This is a genomic window from Saccharopolyspora galaxeae (assembly GCF_016526145.1).
Taxonomy (GTDB): domain Bacteria; phylum Actinomycetota; class Actinomycetes; order Mycobacteriales; family Pseudonocardiaceae; genus Saccharopolyspora_C; species Saccharopolyspora_C galaxeae.
Genome location: NZ_JADDUE010000003.1, coordinates 458,225 through 478,727, shown reverse-complemented (window position 1 = coordinate 478,727; position 20,503 = coordinate 458,225). Strand labels below are relative to the sequence as shown.

Sequence of the window (20,503 nt, the reverse complement as noted above, 5' to 3'; positions counted from 1 at the left end):
TGACAACCGCGAACAGCGGGTGAGGAGCAGTCGCAGTGGATGGCGAATCGTCGCGCGCAGCGCTCCGGCGGCTCCTCCGGCCGGGCGGGCGGCCGGGCCTGCCGCGAGACCCGGGCAAGTTCCGGAGTGCGGGAAAGTTCCGGACCGCGGGCAAGCTGCACAGCGGGGCCAAGCCGGGCAGCGCGGTCGAGCCGGGCAGGACGGCCAAGCCGAGCAACGGGGGCAAGCCGAGCAGCGAGGCCAAGCCGAGCAACGGGGGCAAGCCGGGAAGCCAGGGCAAGCTGCGGGATGCGGCGCCGGGCGCTGCGGCGATGCTGGCCATCGCGCTGCTCACCTCGTGCGGCGGCTCCCGGCCGATCATCGCGCCGGAGGTGCGGGCCCGGCTGGCCGACGACGTGACCGCGGTGCGCACGGCCGCGCTGCGGCACGACCGGGCTGCCTCCGAAGCCGCGCTGGCCACGCTGAACCGCGACATCGCGGCGGCGCAGGCCCGCGGTGACCTGGACGCGGACTACGCGCGCAACATCCTCGGCGCCGCCGATCGGGTCGCCGCGGACGTGGCCACGCTGGACTATCCGGGGCCGCCGCGTCCGGTCACGGTCACGGTGCCTACTCCCGTGCCTCCGCCTGCCCCGCTCCCGCCTGCCCCGCTCCCACCGCCGGCTTCTCCGTCGCAGGTCACGATCGTGCAGACCCCTCCGCCCGCGCCGCCGGGGGAGCTGCCAGCACCGGCCAATACGCGCGCGAAAACCGGGCCTCCGGTGAACCCGAACGGCAACAGCGACACCAACAGCGATGGGCAGGGCGAAAACGCTCAGGGCGGCGAGGGCTGATTCGCGGCCAGGTCCGAGGATCCCCCGCAATGAAGGGGTTTCACGGGCCGATCGGTGCGCTAACGTTTCCGGTACTGGGAGTGAACGACCGCCTACGTCAAGTGGCGCAGTACTGGTGAGGAGCGCGCATGAACGCCGAACTGGGGGCAACGCGGAACGGGCCGAGCACCGGCGATGAGGGACCGGCCGCGGTCGAGGCGGACGCGCCCGGCCGCGGCGACCCGGTGGAGGTCGGCCGGGTGGAGCCCGGGCGACCGTCCGCGGAGCCGGACGAGGACGAGGTCTACAGCCTCAAGGGCGATCACGGGTTCTTCGACGCCGAGCAGTGAGCCGCGCGGGCGCGCGGGAGGGATCAGCTGCGGGCCCGGCGAGTCCGGTCGCTCGGCACATGGGTGATTCCTCCTGGTCACGTGGGGTCCGCGGCGCGCTCGACCATGATCATTTCATCGTGCCCGGCGGGGTCGGCCGCCGGGCGCGATGACGGGTGCGCCGCGCTCGCGCGTCGCGCTGATCGGCTTCCGCTGGACGGGCGTTGTGGCATCCGTGTGACCTGCGGCGACGACGCCGGTGTCGCTCAACCGCCCGGAAATCGGACAGATCGGAAGAGTTTTCTGCGAGGTTAGTGCACTTCAGCGCCATTGTTGGTAGTAGTTGCACCGGCCCTAGTGCCCGTGCACCCCTCGTACGGGCCGCCCGATGGGTCAGGCGGCGGAATCTTCCCCGGAATCCCCGTCTCGCAAGCCGGACCCGCGTGGAACCCGGTGCGCGAGGGTCGGTACCGTCGCCGCACCGATCAAGAGAAACCCCACATCACGGAGGACATGGTGGCCCTTCCCCAGCTGACCGAGGAGCAGCGGGCAGCAGCATTGGAAAAGGCGGCTGCCGCCCGTCGCGCCCGAGCAGAGCTCAAGGAGCGCCTCAAGCGCGGTGGAACCAGCCTGGCCGAGGTACTGGACACCGCCGACAACGACGAGGTCCTGGGCAAGATGAAGGTCTCCGCGCTGCTTGAGGCCCTTCCCGGCGTGGGCAAGGTCCGCGCGCAGCAGATCATGGAGCGGCTGGAGATCGCGAACAGCCGCCGGCTCCGCGGGCTGGGTGAGCGGCAGCGCAAGGCGCTGCTCACCGAGTTCGCCGCCGAGTGAGCGACGCCGCATCCGGTGTCGAGCCGGGTCCGGTCCGCCCGTCCGGACCGGCCCGGCTCACCGTCGTTTCGGGTCCTTCCGGCGTCGGCAAGTCCAGCGTGCTCGACGAGCTGCGCAGGCAGGCGCCCGAGGTGTACTTCAGCGTCTCGGTGACCACCCGGCGCCCGCGCGAGGGCGAGGTCGACGGGGTGCACTACCACTTCGTCCGGCCCACCGAGTTCGAGCGGATGGTCGCCGACGGCGAGATGCTGGAGCACGCCCGCTACGCGGGCAACCGCTACGGCACGCCGCGCAATCCCGTCGAACGGGCGTTGGCCACCGGCCGCGACGCGGTGCTGGAGATCGAGCTGCAAGGCGCCCGCCAGGTGCGGCGTTCCATGCCGGAAGCCCAGCTGGTCATGCTGCTCCCGCCGTCCTGGGAGGCGCTGGTGCAGCGGTTGACCGGGCGCGGCACCGAAGATCCCGAGGTGGTGCGCGCCCGGCTGGAGACCGCGCGGCAGGAGCTGGCCGCCGAGCCGGAGTTCGACGCGACCGTGGTCAACGCCGACGTCCGGGCCGCGACCAGCGAATTGGTACGATTGGTGACCGGTCGCGGAGCCGGTGGGGCCGATCCGGATCCCGGTAGGGGCGCCGGAGGCCCAGCAGTCGGTGACACAGCAGTCGGCGACCCAGCAGTCGAAGGGCCGGACGGCGGTGGTCGGCAAGCGGGAGCTTCGCCGGGCGCCGAGGACACCGAACGGTTCGCCTAGGCCGCTGCGCCGGGGCGCCGGGGTCGCAGCACCGACCGCGACCACCCGGCTCGCCGGACCCGACCGCCCCGGACCAGCGGCCCTGATCAACGGACCGGGGCACGAAACCCACACAGCAGCAGGAGCCACCACGTGACCACGCCGAATTCGCTCGCCGCCCTCAACACCCAGTCCCAGCCGTCCTCGGCGGAGGGCATCACCAACCCGCCGATCGACGACCTGCTCGAGCAGGTCAGCTCGAAGTACGCGCTGGCGATCTACTCGGCCAAGCGCGCCCGGCAGATCAACGACTACTACGCCCAGCTCGGCGAGGGCCTGCTGGAGTACGTGGGTCCGCTGGTGGAGCCGGGCCCGCGGGAGAAGCCGCTGTCGATCGCGCTGCGCGAGATCCACGCCGGCGTCCTCGAGCACACCGAAGGCGAGTGAACCTCCGGTAGGTAGCTGTGGCACAGCAAGCGCAGCGCCCGCGGGTCGTGCTCGGGGTCAGCGGCGGCATCGCGGCCTACAAGGCGTGCGAGGTGCTGCGCGGCCTCACCGAGTCCGGGCACGACGTGCGGGTGGCGCCCACCGAGGCGGCGTTGAACTTCGTGGGTGCCGCGACGTTCGAGGCGCTGTCCGGGCATCCGGTGCGCACCGGCGTGTTCACCGATGTCGACCAGGTGCCGCACGTGCGGCTGGGGCAGGAGGCCGACCTGGTCGTGGTCGCGCCCGCCACCGCGGATCTGCTCGCCCGCGCCGCGCACGGGATGGCCGACGACCTGCTGACCTCGACGTTGCTGACCGCGCGCTGCCCGGTGCTGATGGTCCCTGCGATGCACACCGAGATGTGGGAGCACCCGGCGACGCAGCACAACGTCGAGCTGCTGCGCAGCCGCGGCGTGGTGGTCGCGGAACCGGCCAGCGGCAGGCTCACCGGCGCCGACACCGGCAAGGGGCGGTTGCCCGACCCGGTCGAGATCGTCGATCTGGCGCGGTTGCTGCTGACCTCGGCCACCGCGTTGCCGCGGGACCTGGAAGGGCGGCGCGTCGTGGTCACCGCCGGGGGCACGCGGGAGCCGCTGGACCCGGTGCGCTACCTCGGCAACCGGTCGTCCGGGCGGCAGGGTTACGCGCTGGCCCGCGTCGCCGCGCACCGGGGCGCGCAGGTCACGTTGATCTCGGCGCACACCGCGGATCTCGTCGAGCCCGCCGGCGTGCGGGTGGTGCAGGTCGGCACCGCCGAGGAGCTGCGGGATTCGGTGCTGGCGGAATCCGAGGGCGCGGACGCGGTGGTGATGGCGGCCGCGGTCGCCGACTTCCGGCCGATCGACCTCGCGCAGCACAAGATCAAGAAGGCGGATGCGGATCCGGCGCCGGTGAAGCTGACCCGCAACCCGGACATCCTCGCCGAGCTGGTCGCGGCGCGTCGCACCGGTGGTTCCACGGTCGGCCTGGTGGTCGGATTCGCGGCCGAGACCGGGGATCCGGACACCACGGTGCTCGATCACGGCAGGCGCAAGCTGGACCGCAAGGGCTGCGATCTGCTGGTGGTGAACGCGGTCGGGGACGGCAAGGCGTTCGAGGTGGAGGACAACGCGGGCTGGTTGTTGTCCACCGACGGCACCGAGACGCCGATTCCGCACGGGGCCAAGTCGCTGCTTTCGGCGACCTTGTGGGACGCGGTCAGCCGCAGGCTCGCTTCCGGCGCGGAAGCCTGAGCCGCGGGCTCACTTTCGAAGGTGATCGCTGCTGACGGGGCGCGTTAGCAGCGCCCCGCGTGGCCTTCAGCGCGCGGGAACCACCGGGAAGATGTGCGCCTTCCACGATTCCGAGATCTCCGACCAGTCGTAGTAGGACGTGGGGATCGGTGCTCGGCGTCGGGTCCGCCTTGTCACGGCGAACCATCGAAGCCTGCCGCAACGACATGCTCCCGGACACGCCGGTGCGTGTCGCCGGGCACGTGGCGAAGTCGGTGCGCGGGGCGGTGTGCCACCATTCCGGGTGGTCGCAAACAACCAGGAAGAGGAGGCTTCGTCGCGATGTGCGGTGGTCAGCGCCATAGCGGGTTCCGCTCGCCGCACCAGGCGGGTGGAACGCTCCGCCATCCCGGCTGAGCCGGGAACCCACCAGCCCACCGAATCGACGAAGGATCATCCATGCTCCGGGTCGCCGTGCCCAACAAGGGATCGCTGAACGGTCCCGCCGTCCAACTGCTCTCCGACGCCGGTTACCGCGTGCACCGCGACAACAAGGCGCTGTTCGCCACCGACGCGGCCAACGACGTGCAGTTCGTCTTCCTGCGTCCCACCGACATCGCGCGCACCGTCGGAACGGGAGTGCTCGACGTCGGCATCACCGGCCAGGACCTGCTGCGCGCCGCCGGGACCGACACCACGACCCAGGAACTGCTGCCGCTGGACTTCGGGGTGTCGCGGTTCTACTTCGCCGCACCCGCGGGCCGGCTCGACGATCTGAAGGACCTCGACGGCAAGCGGGTGGCGACCTCGTTCGGCGCGCTGGTGACCGCGGCCGCGGCCGATCTCGGCATCGACGTGCAGGTGATCGAGCTCGACGGTGCGGTGGAGACCGCGGTCGACCTCGGCCTGGCCGACGCCATCGCGGACGTGGTGGAGACCGGCGCGTCGCTGCGCGAGGCAGGGCTGGAAACCGTGGGCGAGCCGATCCTGCGTTCCGAGGCGGTGCTGGTGCGCGGCACCCGCGACCCGTTGTCGGCCGACAGCGAGCAGGCCGTCGAGGTGCTGATCCAGCGGCTGCGCGGCGTCCTCATCGCGCGGCAGTACGTGATGATGGACTACAACTGCCCCACCGAGACGCTGGAAGCCGCCCGCAAGATCACTCCGGGCATGGAGTCGCCGACGGTTTCGCCGCTGGACGAGCACGGCTGGGTGGCGGTGCGGGTGATGGTGCCGCGCAGGCGCGCGCAGTCGATCATGGATCAGCTTTGGGCGGCCGGGGCGCGGGCGATCCTGGTGACTCCGCTCGAGGCCTGCCGCCTCTGACCGACCGCCGACACGCGCACCCGCCGCCCGATCCGGGCCGACTTCCCGGAGTGAGCGGACCGTTGGTTCGACTAGATTGGTCGAACGGTCCGTTCACTCCTGGTGGTCCCGCGTGGTCCAGCACTGGCCGACACACCCGCGGATCGCTAGATCCGGGCCGACTTCTCGGAGTGAGCGGACCGTTGGTCCGGCTAGATTGGTCGAACGGTCCGTTCACTCGTGGTGAAAAGCGGGGTCAGGGCATTGCGAAGTTCTGCTGGCGCCATGCCTCGTAGACGGCGACGGCGGCCGAGTTGGCCAGGTTCATCGAGCGGATGCCGGGCAGCATCGGGATCCGCACCCTGGCGGTGATCCGCTCCGAGTCCAGCACCTCCGGCGGCAGACCGGTCGACTCGCGGCCGAACAGCAGCACGTCGCCGGGGAAGTAGGAGACCTGCTCGAACGAGGTCTCCGCGGAGGACGTGAACGCCACGATCCGTTTTGGCGCGAGATCGCGCAGCAGCGCCTCCCAGTCGTCGTGCACGTGCAGCGCAGCGCGGTCGCGGTAGTCCAGCCCGGCCCGGCGCAGCTTCGCGTCCGCCACGCTGAACCCCAGCGGCCGGACCAGGTGCAGCGCGCACCCGGAACCGGCGACCATCCGGACCGCGTTGCCCGTGTTGCCGGGGATCTCGGGGTGGTGGAAGACGACTTGGAACACCGGGGTCCTTCCCGCCGCGGACTCGTTGCAGGAGGCATCGTAATGATCCCGCAGGCCCGGGCGGACCGTCCGGGCGTCGGTGCGCTCTGGTAGAGAAAAGGGCATGGCCCCGCGGACGACGAGCGACGCCGCGCGCACGGCTGCCGCGACGTCTCCGGTGGCCAGCGTGCTGGTGGAGGTCGCGCTGCCGGTGCACCTGGACCGCACCTTCGATTACCTCGTCCCGGAGCGGCTGGACGGCGAGGCCGTGCCCGGCTGCCGGGTGCGGGTGTCGTTCCGCAACAAGCTCGTCGACGGATTCCTGCTGGAGCGCAAGGAAACCTCCGAGTTCACCGGCTCGCTGCGCTGGCTGGAGCGGGTGACCTCCTCGGAGGTCGTGCTACCGCCCGGGCTGCTGGAGCTGTGCCGGGCGGTGGCCGCCCGCTACGGCGGGATGCTCGCCGACGTGGTGCGGCTGGCGGTGCCGCCGCGGCACGCGCGCGCCGAGAAGCAGGTGCTCGAACCCGCGGCGACGCCGCCACGGCCGCCGAGCGAACCCTGGTCCCGGTACCAGTGGGGTCCGTCGTTGCTGGACGCCGTGCATGCGGGCAGACCGGCCCGCGCGGTGTGGCAGGCGCTGCCCGGTGAGCAGTGGACCGACCGGCTCGCCGAGGCCGCCGCGACCGCCGCCTCCGCCGGGCGCGGCGCGCTGATCGTGGTCCCGGACTTCCGCGACGTCGAGCGGCTGCACGCCGCCTGCGCGAAGTTGCTGGGCGAGTCCGGGGTCGTCGCGCTCACCGGCGATCTCGGCCGGGAGAAGCGCTACAAGCGGTGGCTGGCGGTGCTGCGCGGCGCGGTTCGGGTCGTCGTCGGCACCCGGGCTGCGATGTTCGCGCCGGTGCACGACCTCGGGCTCGCCGTGGTTTGGGACGACGGCGATGCGATGCACAGCTACCAGCTCTCGCCGTATCCGCACGCGCGCGACGTGCTCACGCATCGCGCGCACGCGGCCGGAGCCGGTGTGCTCGTCGGGGGTTTCGCGCGCACCGCGGAGGCAGCGCTGCTGGTCGAGTCCGGTTGGGCGCAGGAGGTCGTCGCGCACCGCGATCAGGTTCGCCGGTCCGCGCCGCGGGTGACCGCGATCGGGGAGGACGACCGGCAGCTCGCCCGCGACCCGGCGGCGCACGCGGCCCGGTTGCCGTCGGTGGCGTTCGAGGCCGCGCGGGGAGCGTTGAAGCAGGGCGCTCCGGTGTTGGTGCAGGTGCCGCGTCGCGGCTACGTGCCCGCGCTGGCCTGCGGGGATTGCCGGGAGCGGGCGCGGTGCCGGCGCTGCGCGGGTCCGCTGGGGCTGCCGGGCGGCACCGTGGAAGGCGCACCCCGGCCCGCGGCGTGCAGGTGGTGCGGGGCGGCGGAAGCGGCTTTCCGGTGCGGTTCGTGCGGATCCCGGAAGTTGCGGGCGATCGCGGTCGGCTCCGGGCGCACCGCCGAAGAACTCGGTCGGGCGTTCAGCAACGTCACCGTCCGCACCTCGGACGGCTCCGAGATGCTGGAGAAGGTTCCGGCGAAGCCCGCGCTGGTGGTGAGCACGCCGGGCGCCGAGCCGGTCGCCGAAGGCGGCTACGGCGCCGCGCTGCTGCTGGACGGGCGAACCCTGTTGTCCCGCCCGGAACTTCGCGCGGCTGAGGAGACGTTGCGGCTGTGGTTCGCCGCGGCCGCGCTGGTGCGCCCCGGCGAGGACGGCGGCCGGGTGGTCGTCATGGCGGACTCCTCGCTGCAACCGGTGCAGGCGCTGGTGCGCTGGGACCCTTCCTGGCACGCGGCGCTGGAGCTGGCCGGGCGCGCCGAACTCGGCTTCCCGCCCGCGATGCGGGTGGCCGCGGTGGACGGCACTCCGGACGCGGTCGCCGACCTGCTCGATCACTTGGAACTGCCCGAAAGCGGGGAAATCCTCGGTCCGGTGCCGCTGGGCGAGGTGGACGAGGACGGCGGCTCCGAACGCGAACGCGCCCTGGTGCGGGTGGCTCGCACCGAGGGGCGCGCGCTGGCGAGTGCCGTGTACCAGGCGCAGTCGGTGCGCGAGACCAAGCGCGCCGCCGACAGCGTCCGGGTCCGCGTCGACCCGCTCGAACTGCTCTGAGCGCGCGACGTGCGCCCGCCGGCTCCGACCGGCCGCCGGTTCGCCTTCCTGGCGTGCGCCCACTTCCGGCCGACACGCCCGCACATCGCTCAACCCGTCCTACATCGAGCGAGATGAACGGACCGTTGGCCCGGTCTATTCGGTCCAACGGTCCGTTCGCTCGGTGAAACCGGCCCGGCCCGGGCGATGTGCGGGTGTGTCGGCCTAGCGCAGGGCGTGCGCGGATCGCCGCCTGTCTTCGGCTCAGGCGCTGTCCGTTCAACTCCGGGAAGTGCCGGGGCGATCAGTAGCGGTAGAGGTTCGGCAGGTTCGGTGCCGGGGCGGTGTCGGCCGCGGCCGGGGCGGAGATCCGGTTCGGATCGCCGTCGGAGGTGTAGCGGCGTTCGGGCTGGGCGGCGAGCTTGTCCAGCCACTGCGTCGAGCCGTACTCGGCCTCGTCGCCGGTGGCCGCCTGCGAGCGGATCCGCGGGATGCTGGTGCGGTCGAAGTCGGCGTCGAACGGCGACGGCGCCGGGTTGGACCCGACCAGGAACACCGCGTCGTGGTGGTAGCTGACTCCGTCCGCGGTGCCGTCGGTGGCCAGCGGCTCGTCGTCAGGATGCATTCCCAGCGGCAGCGCCAGCGACCGCACCGGCACGTCCGGCAGCGCTTCGCCGATCATCCGCTGCATCCCGGCGATCTGGTGCTGCGCCTCGGCCGAGTCGACCTTGCCCAGGTTGGGGTGTTCGAGGGTGTGGTTGCCGACCTCGAAACCGTGCTCGTGCAGCCAGGGCAGCGTGCGCTTGCCGCCGGGGTCCTCGAACGGCGGGTCGAAGACGAAGAACGTCGCGGTGGGCCGGAACTCCGGATGCTCGGCGGCGGTGTCGAGCATGATCCGCACGGCGGTGTCCGGCGCCGGCTGCCCAGCACTGTCCAATGTGAACTGCCCGGTGGATCCGTCGTCGAAGGTGAGCAGCACCGGGTGCCGTCCGGCGGGCACGTCGATCCGCCCGGTGGCGTACTCGCTCGCGGTGATCGGGGTGTAGCCCTCGTCGCTGAGTCGTTCCAGTTCCGCGCGGAACTCCTGCGGTGTGCGGTCGTAGACGCTGCTCGGATCGGGCGTGATCCGGTGGTACATCAGCACCGGTACTTCGCCGAGTTCGTTGGCATGAACCGATTCCGGAGCGGGCGGCGGAGGCGGCGCCGGTGGCGCGGCGGGCGGTGGCTTGGCGGCGGCTTGGTCGGCTGATCTTGCGGGAGCACTGCACGCGGCACCGGACACGGCGAGCAACGAGACCGCCGCGGCGATGCAGGTGCGTTCGATCACACTCAACATCGGCTCGCACATTAGTGGAGAAACTGCCCGATGTGGATACTCCAAGTGATTAATTGATCTTTCGAACGCTACCTGGAAGGGTGGCGCGCGCCATACAGCCGACAACGTAACGTGACGTTGGGTTGTCCGGATTCGCCGAAGTCGGGGAGGCGAAAGCTGTGACCGAACCTGTCTCCGAAGGCCCCGCCGGGGCCGGAAAAGTCAGCCGTACCAACCAGATTCCGCAGTGGGCGCTGGTGGGAGCCGCCGTCGTCGTGCTGCTCGTGGCGGCGTACCTGCTGCTCCGCTTTCTGTCCACAGAGGACGTAGAAGTGGACGGCCTGCCGGAGCACCCGGTGACTCCCGCCGCCGCTGCCGATGGATCCATTCAGATCCGCACCGAAAACCCCGGTGTGGCCCAAGTGCTGCTCGACGGCCGCCATGTGGGTGTCCAGCAGCAGCCCGGAAAACTCGCCGTGCACGCCCAATCTCCGCCGGACGGGGTGCACCGGCTGGAGGTCATCACGCCGCGCTCGGTGTCCTGGCTCGGCTCCACCAGCACCACGCGGGAGTTCACAGTGGACAGTGAGCCGCCGCAGCTGGCGGTGGAGGACTCGCTGCGCCCGGAGCGGCTCGGCGAACCGGTGACCGTGCGCGGCAAGGCCGCGGGCGCGGCGCAGGTCACCGTTGCGGGCAAACCGGTCGTGCCGCGCCCGGACGGCTCGTTCTCCGCCGTGGTCGACCGGCCGGACCGCGAAGTGCAGGTCGTGGCCACCGACGACGCGGGCAACCGCGCCGCGAAGACGATGACGGTGCACATCAAGCATCCCGGGATGCGCGCGGTGCACATGACCGGGCTCGCCTGGACCAGCGGCAAGCTGCGCGAACCCGTGCTGGAGATGGCGCGGCAAGGCCGCATCGACACCGTCGAACTCGACATCAAGGACGAGAGCGGCGAAATCCCGTACGACTCGAAGCTGCCCGAGGCGAACCGGATCGGCGCGGTGAAGAACTACTACAGCGCCCGCGAGGCGATCGACCAGCTGCACGGCATGGGCGTGCGCGTCGTCGGGCGCCTGGTCGCGTTCAAGGACCCGGTGCTGGGCGAGGCGTCCTGGCGCGAAGGGCACCCGGAGCGGGTCGTGCAGACCTCCGACGGGCAGCCGTGGACCGGCGGGTACGGCGGCTACGCGTTCACCAACTTCGCCGATCCCGCGGTGCGCCAGTACAACATCGACGTCGCCGCGGAGGCCGCGGAGCTGGGCTTCGACGACGTGCTCTACGACTACGTGCGCAGGCCCGACGGCGGTATCGAGAAGATGCGCTTCGCCGGGCTGAACACCACGCCGGAAGCCGGGATCGCGGAGTTCCTGCGCCAGAGCCAGACCGCGGTGCGCTCGCGGGGCGCGCTGCTGGGTGCCTCGGTGTTCGGCATCTCGGTGGACCGGCCCACGCAGATCGCCCAGGACATCCCGCAGATGGCGAAGTTCGTGGACTACATCGCGCCGATGGTCTACCCGTCGCACTGGGGGCCGGGCGAGTTCGGGGTGGCCGAACCGAACTCCGCGCCCTACGACATCGTGCGGCGTTCGCTGGCGAAGTTCTCCGAGGCGGTGGCCGGTACCGACGTGCAGATCATCCCGTGGTTGCAGGACTTCAGCCTCGGGGCGGAGTACGGGCCCGCCGAGGTCGGCGCGCAGATCGACGCGGCGCGGGACGGCGGAATGCCGTCCTACCTGCTGTGGGCGCCGAACTGCCGGTACCACGGGGACGCGCTGGTCCCGCAGGGCTGAGCGGGCGGCCGCGCCGGGCGAGTGGTCCGGCGCGGCCCGCACGTCGGTCGCGGGCGGTGCGTGCGGAGTCCGCAGGAACAGGGGTGTTCGCTTCCCGAAAGCGCGCTTCGTCCAGTGCGCGCACAGCAGCGCCGAGATTGCCGAGAATCTTCGATTTTGTCCATTGGGCTGAACGATCACCGGCAATTGCCCTCGTGGTGGCTACTCCGCCGGGCGGTTTCAGGCGAAGCCGATCTCAGTCCGCAAACGGTTCGCCCGTTCGTGTTGTCCGGCGCATCGGCAGTGGGCACAGTGGCGAGCATCACCGAGGCCGGAGGTGCGCCATGCAGCGAAGGATCGTCCGCAGCACGTTGGCCGCGCTGGCGTCGTGCGCGCTGCTCGCACCAATGGCGCAAGCGGTACCGGCTCCCGCGCCTGGCCCGTCCAAGAAGGCCGAGGCCGTCGGCCGCGGCGGCGCGGTGTCCAGTGTGGACTCCGATGCGACGCGTGCCGGGATCGAAGTGTTGCGCCGCGGAGGATCGGCCGCCGACGCCGCGGTCGCGGTGGCGGCCGCGCTCGGCGTCACCGAGCCGTATTCCGCGGGCATCGGCGGAGGCGGCTACTTCACGCACTACGACGCCCAGACCGGCAAGGTGTCCACAATCGACGGACGCGAGACCGCGCCGGCCGCCGCGGGCGAAGGCCTGTTCCTGGAGAACGGCAAGCCGATCCCCAAGGACGAGGCCATCACCAGCGGCCTCGGCGTCGGCGTGCCCGGCACTCCGGCCACCTGGCAGCAGGCGCTGGACAACTGGGGCCGCAAGGACCTCGGCGAGGTGCTGCGCCCGGCCGAACGGCTCGCTCGCAACGGATTCGTCGTCGACGAGACCTTCCGGCAGCAGACCGCGCAGAACCAGCAGCGGTTCAGCGCGTTCCCCGCCACCCGGGACCTGTTCCTGCCCGGCGGGCAGCCGCCGCGGCCCGGCACCGTGCTGCGCAACCCGGACCTGGCCGATACCTACCGGACGCTCGGCGAACAGGGCCTCGACCCGTTCTACCGCGGCGAGATCGGCGCGGACGTCGCCGCGACCGTCCAGCACCCGCCGGTCGACCCGGCCGCGGGCCGGCACGTGCGGCCCGGCGGGATGACCGCCCGCGACCTGCGGGACTACCGCGCGGTCGACCGGGAGCCGACGCACGTCGACTACCGCGGCCTGGACGTCTACGGCATGGCGCCGTCGGCCTCCGGCGGCACGACCGTCGGCGAAGCGCTCAACATCCTCGAGCGCAGCGACCTGCCGGAGCTGGACGAGGCGCAATACCTGCACCGCTACCTGGAGGCGAGCAAACTCGGGTTCGCCGACCGCGACCGCTGGGTCGGGGACCCGGCGTTCTCCGACGTGCCCACGAGCGAGCTGACCGGGCAGCGGTTCGCCGACTCCCGATCCTGCTTGATCACTCCGGACGCCGTGCTGCCCGCCCCTGCCGCGGCCGGCAAGCCGCGCGACCCGGGTGGCTGCGCACCGGCGACCGCGCCCGGCGGCGAGCACCACGAAGGGCCGAACACCTCGCACCTGACCGTCGCCGACGCCAGCGGCGACGTCGTCTCCTACACGCTGACCATCGAGCAGACCGGCGGCAGCGCGATCACCGTTCCTGGCCGCGGTTTCCTGCTCAACAACGAGCTGACCGACTTCTCGTTCACCCCGGCCGCGCCGGGCGAGCCGGACCCGAACCTGCCCGGCCCCGGCAAGCGGCCGCGCAGCTCGATCAGCCCGACCATCGTGCTCCGGGACGGCGAGCCGCTGCTGGCCACCGGCAGCCCCGGCGGAGCCACGATCATCACCACCGTGCTGCAGGTGCTGACCGGCAGGCTGGACCGCGGAATGTCCCTTGTGGACGCGATCGCGGAACCCCGCGCCTCGCAGCGCAATTCAGCGAGTACCGACGCCGAACCCGGGTTCCTCGCCCAGCCGGAGGCGGACAAGCTGCGCGGCATCGGGCACGAGTTCGAAACCTCCGCTGAGATCGGCGCGGCGACCGGCGTGGAGCGGCTGCCGGACGGGCGCTGGGTGGCCGCCGCCGAGCCGCAGCGGCGCGGTGGCGGCTCCGCCGAGGTGGTCGTGCCCGCGCCGTGACGGCAGCGGACCGATCCGGCACCGAAAGCGGCTCAGACGGCCAGGAACTCTCGGACGACGAGCTCAGGCCCAGCGGCGCACGAACTCGATCGCCGCGGCGTCGACCTCGGCGGGGTTCGAGGCGCTCAGGAAGTGCTGTCCACCTTGGACGGTCTCTAGCCGCGCCTCCGGCGAGCGGGTGAACATCCGGATCTCCTCCTGAGCGTTCGGCACCGAGTACACCTGGTCCGCGGTGCCGTGCAGCCACAGGACCGGGCAGCGGACCTCGTCGAGCCTGCCGTGCAGCCCGTCGCGGTCCCGCAGGTTCACAGTGCTGATCCGCAGGCGGTGGCGCCCGGCGTCACCGGCGTAGTTCGCGCGGTAGGCGGCGCGCCAGAACCGGCGTTCCTCGCCGGTGAGACCGCCCATGGCCGTGTTGAACACGCCGTCCACGACCTCGTCCGGCACGACCCAGTCGGCGCCGACCGGCTCGGCGAGCTCGTCGATGAGCGGAGTGTTGAACCCGACCCCGTCCCAGCACCCCAGGTCGCGGCTGCGCGGGCTCTCCCGGTCCATCGACGTGCCGAGCGGAATCAGCCCCCGCACCACGTCCGGGGCGAGCAGCGCCATCCGGACGGCGATCCAGCCGCCCTGCGAGGTTCCCAGCACGAAGGCCTCGCGGATGCCGAGGGCGTCGAGGGCCTGCAGGTTCGCGACCGCGCTGTCCCAGTAGGTGAAGTGCTGGTACGAGGCCCTCGTGCGGCCGTGCCCGTAGGGCTCCAGCGCGAGCAGGTTGGCGGCGGAGCCGAGTGCCGGGTCGGCGAACTGCGGCCGGTACAACTCGGCCGAAGTGGTGTACGAGTTGATCAGGACCAGCGTCGGCAGCGCTGGGTCGTAGGGCCCGCCGAAGGTGTACCCGACGGTCGACCCGCCGAGGTGCGGGATCTCGACGGTCTGCTCGATCTTGCTCATGGATCGCTCCTCGTTGCGGATGCGGAAACCTCCGGAAACGGGCAGCGGTGGGTGCGATCCCGCAACCGCCGGGTGCGCGCGCCGCACCTCGCCGACGCCATTCCAGCGCGAGACTTCGCAGGCACCGGCCGGATTTCCGGACCTGGACGGAGAGTCTAGGTACGCCGCCGACCGCGGCGACATCGGTCAACTGACGTATCCGACCGGTTCAATGCGGCAAGATTGTCCGCAGCCGTGCCCTTCCGATCGGTGTCCCGCCAGCTGCCATCGCCGACTCAGCGCATCCTGCCGAGACCACCCGGCCGCAGGTCCGAGCCGCGCCCGGCCGGAACCAGCCGCAGGCCTTCGCGAGTGGCCAGCGCGGCGACCTCCGCGCGGGAGGCCACCCCGAGCTTGGCCAGGATGTGCTCGACGTGGGTCGAGACGGTGCGGCGGCTCACGACGAGCGCATCGGCGATCCCTGGGTTGCTGGCGCCACCGGCCAGCAGCGTGACGACCTGCAACTCTCGTGCGGTGAGGTCGTAGGGCGCGGGCATTTCGCGCTCGGCCACGAGCATCGTCGATCCCGCGCACCGGGTCAGATCGATCCGGTGGAACGTCTCGGCCTCGTCGATCCAGATGTAGCTGCCGTTCCGGTGCGGGACCGAACTCAGCAGCAGCGGCCACAGCCGGCCTTGCGAACGCAGAACCGGGCCGACGTCGCGGCCGGGGATGCGTTGCTCGACACCTGCGCCGATCAACGCGACGTGCGCGTCGCCGTGCAGCTCGTCCGCGAGAACGCGGTGTGGCTGCAAGACGTTGCTGGCCTCGGCGAGCAGTGGCAGGAATCGCTCGACGGTTCGCCGCCGGTCGTCCGTGGCCGCGCGGGACGCGGCCCAGTTCATGTGCACGGCGCCGGCATGGGAACCGTCCGGTAGCCACAAGCAGGCGGTGAGACCTTCGTGGAATCCGGCGGGAAGCAGGCATTCTTCAGCAAGGGCGGTCGTGACGAACCTGATCTGCCAATTGCGGGCGAGATCCGACCAGCGCAGCGCCGCGCGAACCCCGTTGCGGAGCAGGCGGAAGCCCGGATTCCGCGCGTCCGGGACGAAGTCGTCCAGCAGCCGGTCGAGCGCGGCGTCCGAGTAGCCCGCGGCGGCGAGCGAGGTGTGCTGCGGACTCAGCGCGAACGGGTCGGCAGCGGTCAGCACCACCGCGTCACATCGGACCAGGTCGCGAAGCAGCCCGACGTGTTGCTCGGCTCGTTCGAGGACGCTCGCGGCGGCGGGTGCGGTGCGGCCCGCGGCGTGCTCGGGCGGAAACGGGCTCATCGCAGGTCCCTTCACTTTCTTCGAGCCACCGCGCAGGCTACGCCGGGGCTGCGCCGGAACGGGTTCCTCGCCGGGCGGCAGTCGATGCCGGGCGGCTGAATCCCCGCGGCGGTGCCGGTCGAGTCCCGCACCGCGAGCGGTTCCGCCGCGCTTCGGAGCGGTCGTGGCGGCTGCGGGCGGCGGCGACGGCGAAGACTAGACTCGTGAGATCCGGCAACCGCGATCGGCGGCGCACGCCGGCCGAACCGCCCGCGACCATGGGGGAACCGCTTGACCGTCCAGCCCGTCCGACTCTTCGGGGATCCCGTGCTGCGGACCCGCGCCGAGGAGGTCGTGGATTTCGACAAGGAGCTGCGCACCCTCGTGCGGGACCTCTGGGACACGATGCACGAGCAAGGCGGGGCGGGGCTGGCCGCGCCGCAGCTGGGCGTGGGCCTGCGGGTGTTCACCTACCGCTGCGACGGGTTCGAGGGCCACCTGGTCAATCCGAGCTTCGACGTGCTCGGCGACGAGATCCAGGACGGCCCGGAGGGCTGCCTGTCCATCCCGGGCATGCGGTGGGACTGCCGCCGCTACCGCAACATCGTCGCCCGCGGCTGGAACCTGCACGGCGATCCGGTGGAGATCGAGGGCACCGACCTGCTGGCGCGCTGCGTCCAGCACGAGACCGACCACCTCGACGGGGTGCTGTTCGTGGACCGGCTCGACGAGGCCACCCGCAAGGCCGCGCTGCGCGAGATCCGCCAGGCCGACTGGTTCGACGGGCAGGCTCCGGCGATCAAGCAGAACCCACACCCGCTGTTCGGGGCGTCCTGATGCGGGTGGTGTTCGCGGGCACGCCCGAGGCGGCGGTTCCTTCGCTGCGAGCGCTGCTGGAATCAGGGCGGCACGAGGTCGCCGCCGTGATCACCCGGCCGGACGCGCGTTCCGGCCGCGGGCGCAAGGTGCTGCGCTCTCCGGTGGGCGCGGTGGCCGACGAGCACGGACTCGAAGTGCTCACGCCCGAGCGCGCGTCCGACCCGGAGTTCCTGGAGCGGCTGCGGGAGCTGGCGCCGGACTGCTGCCCGGTGGTGGCCTACGGGGCGCTGCTGAAGCGGGCCGCGCTGGAGATCCCCCGGCACGGGTGGATCAACCTGCACTTCTCGCTGCTGCCCGCGTGGCGCGGGGCGGCTCCGGTGCAGGCCGCGATCCGGCACGGCGACCGGATCACCGGCGCGTCCGCGTTCCGGCTGGTGCCCGAGCTGGACGCCGGACCGGTCTACGGCGTGGTCACCGAGGACGTCCGCGCGGGCGACACCTCGGGCGTGCTGCTGGACCGGCTCGCCGAGTCGGGCGCCAAGTTGCTGCTGGCCACGCTCGACGGCATCGAGGACGGTTCGCTGCGCGCCGAGGAACAACCCGCCGAGGGCATCAGCTACGCGCCGAAGGTCACCGTGGACGACGCCAAGGTCGACTTCACCCGGCCGGCGCACGTGGTGGATCGGGTGATCCGCTCGGTGACCCCGGATCCGGGCGCGTGGGCGTTCTTCGGCGACGAGCGGCTCAAGCTCGGGGCCGTGTCGGTGACCGAGGAGACCGGGCTCGCGCCGGGGGAGCTGCGCGTCGAGAAGCGCCGGGTGCTGGTGGGAACCGGCACCGCGGCGGTCGCGCTCGGCGAGGTGCAGGCGCAGGGCAAGAAGCGGATGGCCGCCACCGACTGGGCGCGCGGCACCCGCATCGAGCAAGGAGAAGTGCTCAAGTGAACGACCACCGCCCCCGCCGCCCGTCCCGGCCGCGGGGCAGCCGTCCGCCGCAGCGGCGCAACGGCCCGGCCCGGCCGCCCGCGCAGGACCCGGCCCGGATGGCCGCGCTGGAGACGTTGCGCGCGGTGCGCGAGCGGGACGCCTACGCGAACCTGACGTTGCCCGCGCTGCTGCGGCAGCGCAAGATCCAAGGCCGGGACGCGGGGCTGGCCACCGAGCTCGCCTACGGCGCCTGCCGGGCGCGCGGCCTGCTGGACGCGGTCATCGGGGAGTGCAGCGGCCGTCCGGTGTCCGAAGTGGATCCGACCACTTTGGACGCGTTGCGGCTCGGGGTGTACCAGTTGCTGCGCACCAGGATTCCGGATCACGCGGCAGTTGCCTCCACAGTGGACATGGTGCGCGGGGAAGCCGGATCGAAGCTCGCCGGGTTCGCCAACGCGGTGCTGCGCCGCGCAGGCGAACGCGACGAGCAGCAGTGGATCGACGAGCTCGCGCCGGACCGCGCGAAGGACCCGGTCGGGCACCTGGCGCTGCGGTACGCGCACCCGCGGTGGGTGGCGCAGGCGTTCGCCGACGTGCTCGGCGACACCGGCGACGAGCTCGCCGCCGCGCTCGCCGCGGACGACGCGCGGCCCGCGGTGCACCTGACCGCGCGGCCCGGGGAGATCAGCGCCGACGAGCTCGCCGCCATCACCGGCGGCGACCCGGCGCCGTACTCGCCGTACGGGGTGCACCTGGAAGCGGGCTCCGGCGATCCCGGCGACCTGGAGCCGGTCCGGGAGGGCTTCGCCGCAGTGCAGGACGAGGGCAGCCAGCTCGCCGCGCTGGCGCTGAGCAAGCCCGAGCTCACCGGGCCGGACTCGCGGTGGCTGGACCTGTGCGCAGGCCCCGGCGGGAAAGCGGCGCTGTTGGGGGCGCTGGTCACGCTGGACGGCGGTGAGCTGGACGCCGTCGAGCAGTCCGAGCATCGGGCGGATCTGGTGCGGCGCGTCACCCGGGACCTGTCGGTGCGGGTGCACGTGGCCGACGGCCGCGAGCCGGGGCTGGAACCCGGCTACGACCGGGTGCTCGTCGACGCGCCGTGCACCGGGCTCGGCGCGCTGCGCCGCCGTCCCGAGGCGCGCTGGCGGCGGCAGCCCTCGGACCTGCCGGAACTGGCGAAGCTGCAGCGCAGCCTGCTGCTCTCGGCGGTGCAGCTGGCCCGGCCCGGCGGGATCGTCGCCTACGTCGTGTGCTCCCCGCACCTGTCGGAGACCGAAGGCGTCGTCTCCGACGTCGTGCGCCGCACCGGCGCCGAACAGCTCGACGCCCGCGAAGCGTTCCCCGGCGTCCCGCAGCTCGGCGACGGCCCCGGCGTGCAGCTGTGGCCGCACCGGCACGGCACCGACGCGATGTTCTGCGCACTGCTGCGGGTCGCTTGAGGCGTCGTGGTGCTGACCCCTTCCGAACATCACCAGGAATGGCTGGCCGTCGCCGTCGAGGAAGCTCGTGCGGGGGAGGCGGAAGGCGGCGTCCCGATCGGTGCCGCGCTGTTCGGCGCTGACGGCGAAGTCCTCGGGCGCGGGCGCAATCGCCGGGTGCAGGACGGTGATCCCTCGGTGCACGCCGAGACCTCCGCGTTCCGGGCCGCGGGAAGGCAGCGCGGTTACGCGGGCACGACGATGGTCACCACGCTGTCGCCGTGCTGGTTCTGCAGCGGGCTGGTTCGCCAGTTCGGCATCGGCACGGTCGTCATCGGCGAGGCGCGCAACTTCCACGGCGGGCACGACTGGCTCGCCGAGCACGGCGTGCGGATCGTGCTGCTCGACGATCCCGAGTGCGTGCGGATGATGGCCGGTTTCATCGCCGACCGGCCCCGCCTCTGGCACGAGGACATCGGCGAGGACGAGTCGGGTTAGGAGTCGTTCGGTGAAGTGACGCCGCTCGAGCGGAACCGGTTGCGATGACCGCCTGAGCGATCAAGCGGCCCAGTTCGAACGCTCCCCGGCGCTCACGCCGCCCGGTGGTGCGCCGTGGGCCGCAGGTGTGGTCCGTTTTCGGCGACCTCCGGCGGTTCTCCGGGGCCGATCCGGCTCCAGCCGTCCCCACCGGTCTGCGCGGGTGCCGGGTCGCCGTCCCCGCGGTGCCTGCGGTGCACCGCGACCAGCAGCCCGAGTCCGGCCAGCAGCAGCGCGTGCGAGCCGACCCGCGCGAGCGTCGCCGTGCCGGCGATCAGGTCGTGCACCGAGAACCCGGCGAGCACCGCCACGAACGCGCCCAACACCGGCAGCACCCCACCGGCCGTGCGGTCGCGCCACGCCGCCCACAGCATTCCGACGCCGATCGCCAGGTTCCACGCGGTGCTCTCGTTGAACAGGTGCGCGGCCATCCCGCCGTGCGCGTGACCGTGCGCCCCGCTCAGTCCCAGCAGTTGGAAGGTGCCGAGCAGGATCTGCGCCACCGCGACGAGCGCGAGCGCGGACCGTAGCGCCGTCCGGCGCCGGTCCGGGCGTTCGGCGCGCGCCAGCACCGGCCCCACCAGGTCCGGCGTATCGGTGACCAGCCGCACCCGCAGGTTCCGGGTGAGCAGGCCCGCATCGGCCTGGTACGCGCGGCACCGCGCGCACTGGTCCAGATGGGCGTCGACGTCGGCAGCGGGCGCCGCCTCGGCTTCCCCGTCCAGCCGCGCCGAGATCGAAATCCGGCAACGTTCACAGTCCACGACCAGATTGTCGGGCGCGCAGGGGGCGGAGTTCCCGGCGGGTCTTCGGCTAGTGTCGT

The 20,503-nt window shown here is 72.2% G+C and carries 18 protein-coding genes and 1 pseudogene; 14 read left to right on the top strand and 5 right to left on the bottom strand.

The window, feature by feature from the left end:
• Window positions 1-35: 35 nt before the first annotated feature.
• The 7 genes and pseudogenes from INP57_RS09880 (at window position 36) to hisG (ending at window position 5,723) form a co-directional block, all read left to right on the top strand.
• Window positions 36-833 (top strand): hypothetical protein, encoded by a 798-nt coding sequence (locus tag INP57_RS09880; protein ID WP_200069792.1) that lies wholly within the window; start codon window positions 36-38, stop codon window positions 831-833.
• Between the two features lie 128 nt (window positions 834-961).
• Complete coding sequence (locus tag INP57_RS09875) at window positions 962-1,162, top strand: hypothetical protein (RefSeq protein WP_200069791.1); 201 nt, start codon at window positions 962-964, stop codon at window positions 1,160-1,162.
• 495 nt (window positions 1,163-1,657) lie between these two features.
• The gene (gene mihF, locus INP57_RS09870) at window positions 1,658-1,975 is read left to right on the top strand and encodes an integration host factor, actinobacterial type (RefSeq protein WP_184484996.1); all 318 of its coding nucleotides are present in this window, start codon (window positions 1,658-1,660) and stop codon (window positions 1,973-1,975) included.
• A pseudogene (gene gmk, locus INP57_RS09865) lies at window positions 1,972-2,568 on the top strand (guanylate kinase); the annotation flags it as partial. The gene mihF and the pseudogene gmk, both read left to right, overlap by 4 nt.
• 288 nt (window positions 2,569-2,856) lie before the next feature.
• Entirely contained in the window at window positions 2,857-3,150 is a 294-nt protein-coding gene (gene rpoZ / locus INP57_RS09860; RefSeq protein ID WP_200069789.1) for a DNA-directed RNA polymerase subunit omega, read from the top strand.
• A gap of 17 nt (window positions 3,151-3,167) precedes the next feature.
• Complete coding sequence (gene coaBC / locus INP57_RS09855; protein WP_295146089.1) at window positions 3,168-4,421, top strand: bifunctional phosphopantothenoylcysteine decarboxylase/phosphopantothenate--cysteine ligase CoaBC; 1,254 nt, start codon at window positions 3,168-3,170, stop codon at window positions 4,419-4,421.
• 438 nt (window positions 4,422-4,859) lie between these two features.
• Entirely contained in the window at window positions 4,860-5,723 is an 864-nt protein-coding gene (hisG, locus tag INP57_RS09850) for an ATP phosphoribosyltransferase (RefSeq protein WP_200069788.1), read from the top strand.
• Between the two features lie 235 nt (window positions 5,724-5,958).
• Here hisG and INP57_RS09845 read toward each other — a convergent pair whose 3' ends face one another.
• Window positions 5,959-6,420 (bottom strand): tRNA (cytidine(34)-2'-O)-methyltransferase, encoded by a 462-nt coding sequence (locus INP57_RS09845; protein WP_200069787.1) that lies wholly within the window; start codon window positions 6,418-6,420, stop codon window positions 5,959-5,961.
• Window positions 6,421-6,523: 103 nt separating this feature from the next.
• Here INP57_RS09845 and INP57_RS09840 point away from each other — a divergent pair, with 103 nt between their 5' ends.
• A complete protein-coding gene (locus INP57_RS09840) occupies window positions 6,524-8,536 on the top strand; it encodes a primosomal protein N' (RefSeq protein ID WP_200069786.1) in 2,013 nt (670 codons plus the stop codon).
• Between the two features lie 283 nt (window positions 8,537-8,819).
• Here the strand turns inward: INP57_RS09840 and INP57_RS09835 are convergent, their stop codons facing one another.
• Entirely contained in the window at window positions 8,820-9,851 is a 1,032-nt protein-coding gene (locus INP57_RS09835) for a polysaccharide deacetylase family protein (protein WP_200069785.1), read from the bottom strand.
• 158 nt (window positions 9,852-10,009) lie between these two features.
• Here INP57_RS09835 and INP57_RS09830 point away from each other — a divergent pair, with 158 nt between their 5' ends.
• Window positions 10,010-11,623 (top strand): putative glycoside hydrolase, encoded by a 1,614-nt coding sequence (locus tag INP57_RS09830; RefSeq protein WP_307849989.1) that lies wholly within the window; start codon window positions 10,010-10,012, stop codon window positions 11,621-11,623.
• Between the two features lie 323 nt (window positions 11,624-11,946).
• Window positions 11,947-13,740 carry a gamma-glutamyltransferase gene (gene ggt, locus INP57_RS09825; protein WP_200069784.1) on the top strand — a complete coding sequence of 598 codons (1,794 nt, stop codon included), beginning with the start codon at window positions 11,947-11,949 and terminating at the stop codon, window positions 13,738-13,740.
• A gap of 63 nt (window positions 13,741-13,803) precedes the next feature.
• Here ggt and INP57_RS09820 read toward each other — a convergent pair whose 3' ends face one another.
• Complete coding sequence (locus INP57_RS09820; RefSeq protein WP_200069783.1) at window positions 13,804-14,691, bottom strand: alpha/beta fold hydrolase; 888 nt, start codon at window positions 14,689-14,691, stop codon at window positions 13,804-13,806.
• Between the two features lie 275 nt (window positions 14,692-14,966).
• Window positions 14,967-16,001: a helix-turn-helix transcriptional regulator gene (locus tag INP57_RS09815; protein ID WP_200069782.1), complete on the bottom strand. Its 1,035-nt coding sequence runs from the start codon at window positions 15,999-16,001 to the stop codon at window positions 14,967-14,969.
• A 270-nt stretch (window positions 16,002-16,271) separates the two neighbouring features.
• Between INP57_RS09815 and def the strand changes: the two genes are divergently transcribed.
• From def to INP57_RS09795, 4 genes are read left to right on the top strand one after another with little or no spacing between them, the layout of a single operon-like run.
• The gene (def, locus tag INP57_RS09810) at window positions 16,272-16,817 is read left to right on the top strand and encodes a peptide deformylase (protein WP_200069781.1); all 546 of its coding nucleotides are present in this window, start codon (window positions 16,272-16,274) and stop codon (window positions 16,815-16,817) included.
• Window positions 16,817-17,743 (top strand): methionyl-tRNA formyltransferase, encoded by a 927-nt coding sequence (fmt, locus tag INP57_RS09805; RefSeq protein WP_200069780.1) that lies wholly within the window; start codon window positions 16,817-16,819, stop codon window positions 17,741-17,743. The genes def and fmt overlap by 1 nt, the downstream gene beginning before the upstream one ends.
• Window positions 17,740-19,164: an RsmB/NOP family class I SAM-dependent RNA methyltransferase gene (locus INP57_RS09800; protein ID WP_200069779.1), complete on the top strand. Its 1,425-nt coding sequence runs from the start codon at window positions 17,740-17,742 to the stop codon at window positions 19,162-19,164. The genes fmt and INP57_RS09800 overlap by 4 nt, the downstream gene beginning before the upstream one ends.
• A 9-nt stretch (window positions 19,165-19,173) precedes the next feature.
• A complete protein-coding gene (locus tag INP57_RS09795; protein WP_307849988.1) occupies window positions 19,174-19,641 on the top strand; it encodes a nucleoside deaminase in 468 nt (155 codons plus the stop codon).
• A 92-nt stretch (window positions 19,642-19,733) separates the two neighbouring features.
• Here INP57_RS09795 and INP57_RS09790 read toward each other — a convergent pair whose 3' ends face one another.
• On the bottom strand, window positions 19,734-20,444 hold the full coding sequence (locus tag INP57_RS09790) for a zf-HC2 domain-containing protein (protein WP_200069778.1): 711 nt from the start codon (window positions 20,442-20,444) through the stop codon (window positions 19,734-19,736).
• Window positions 20,445-20,503 lie beyond the last annotated feature (59 nt).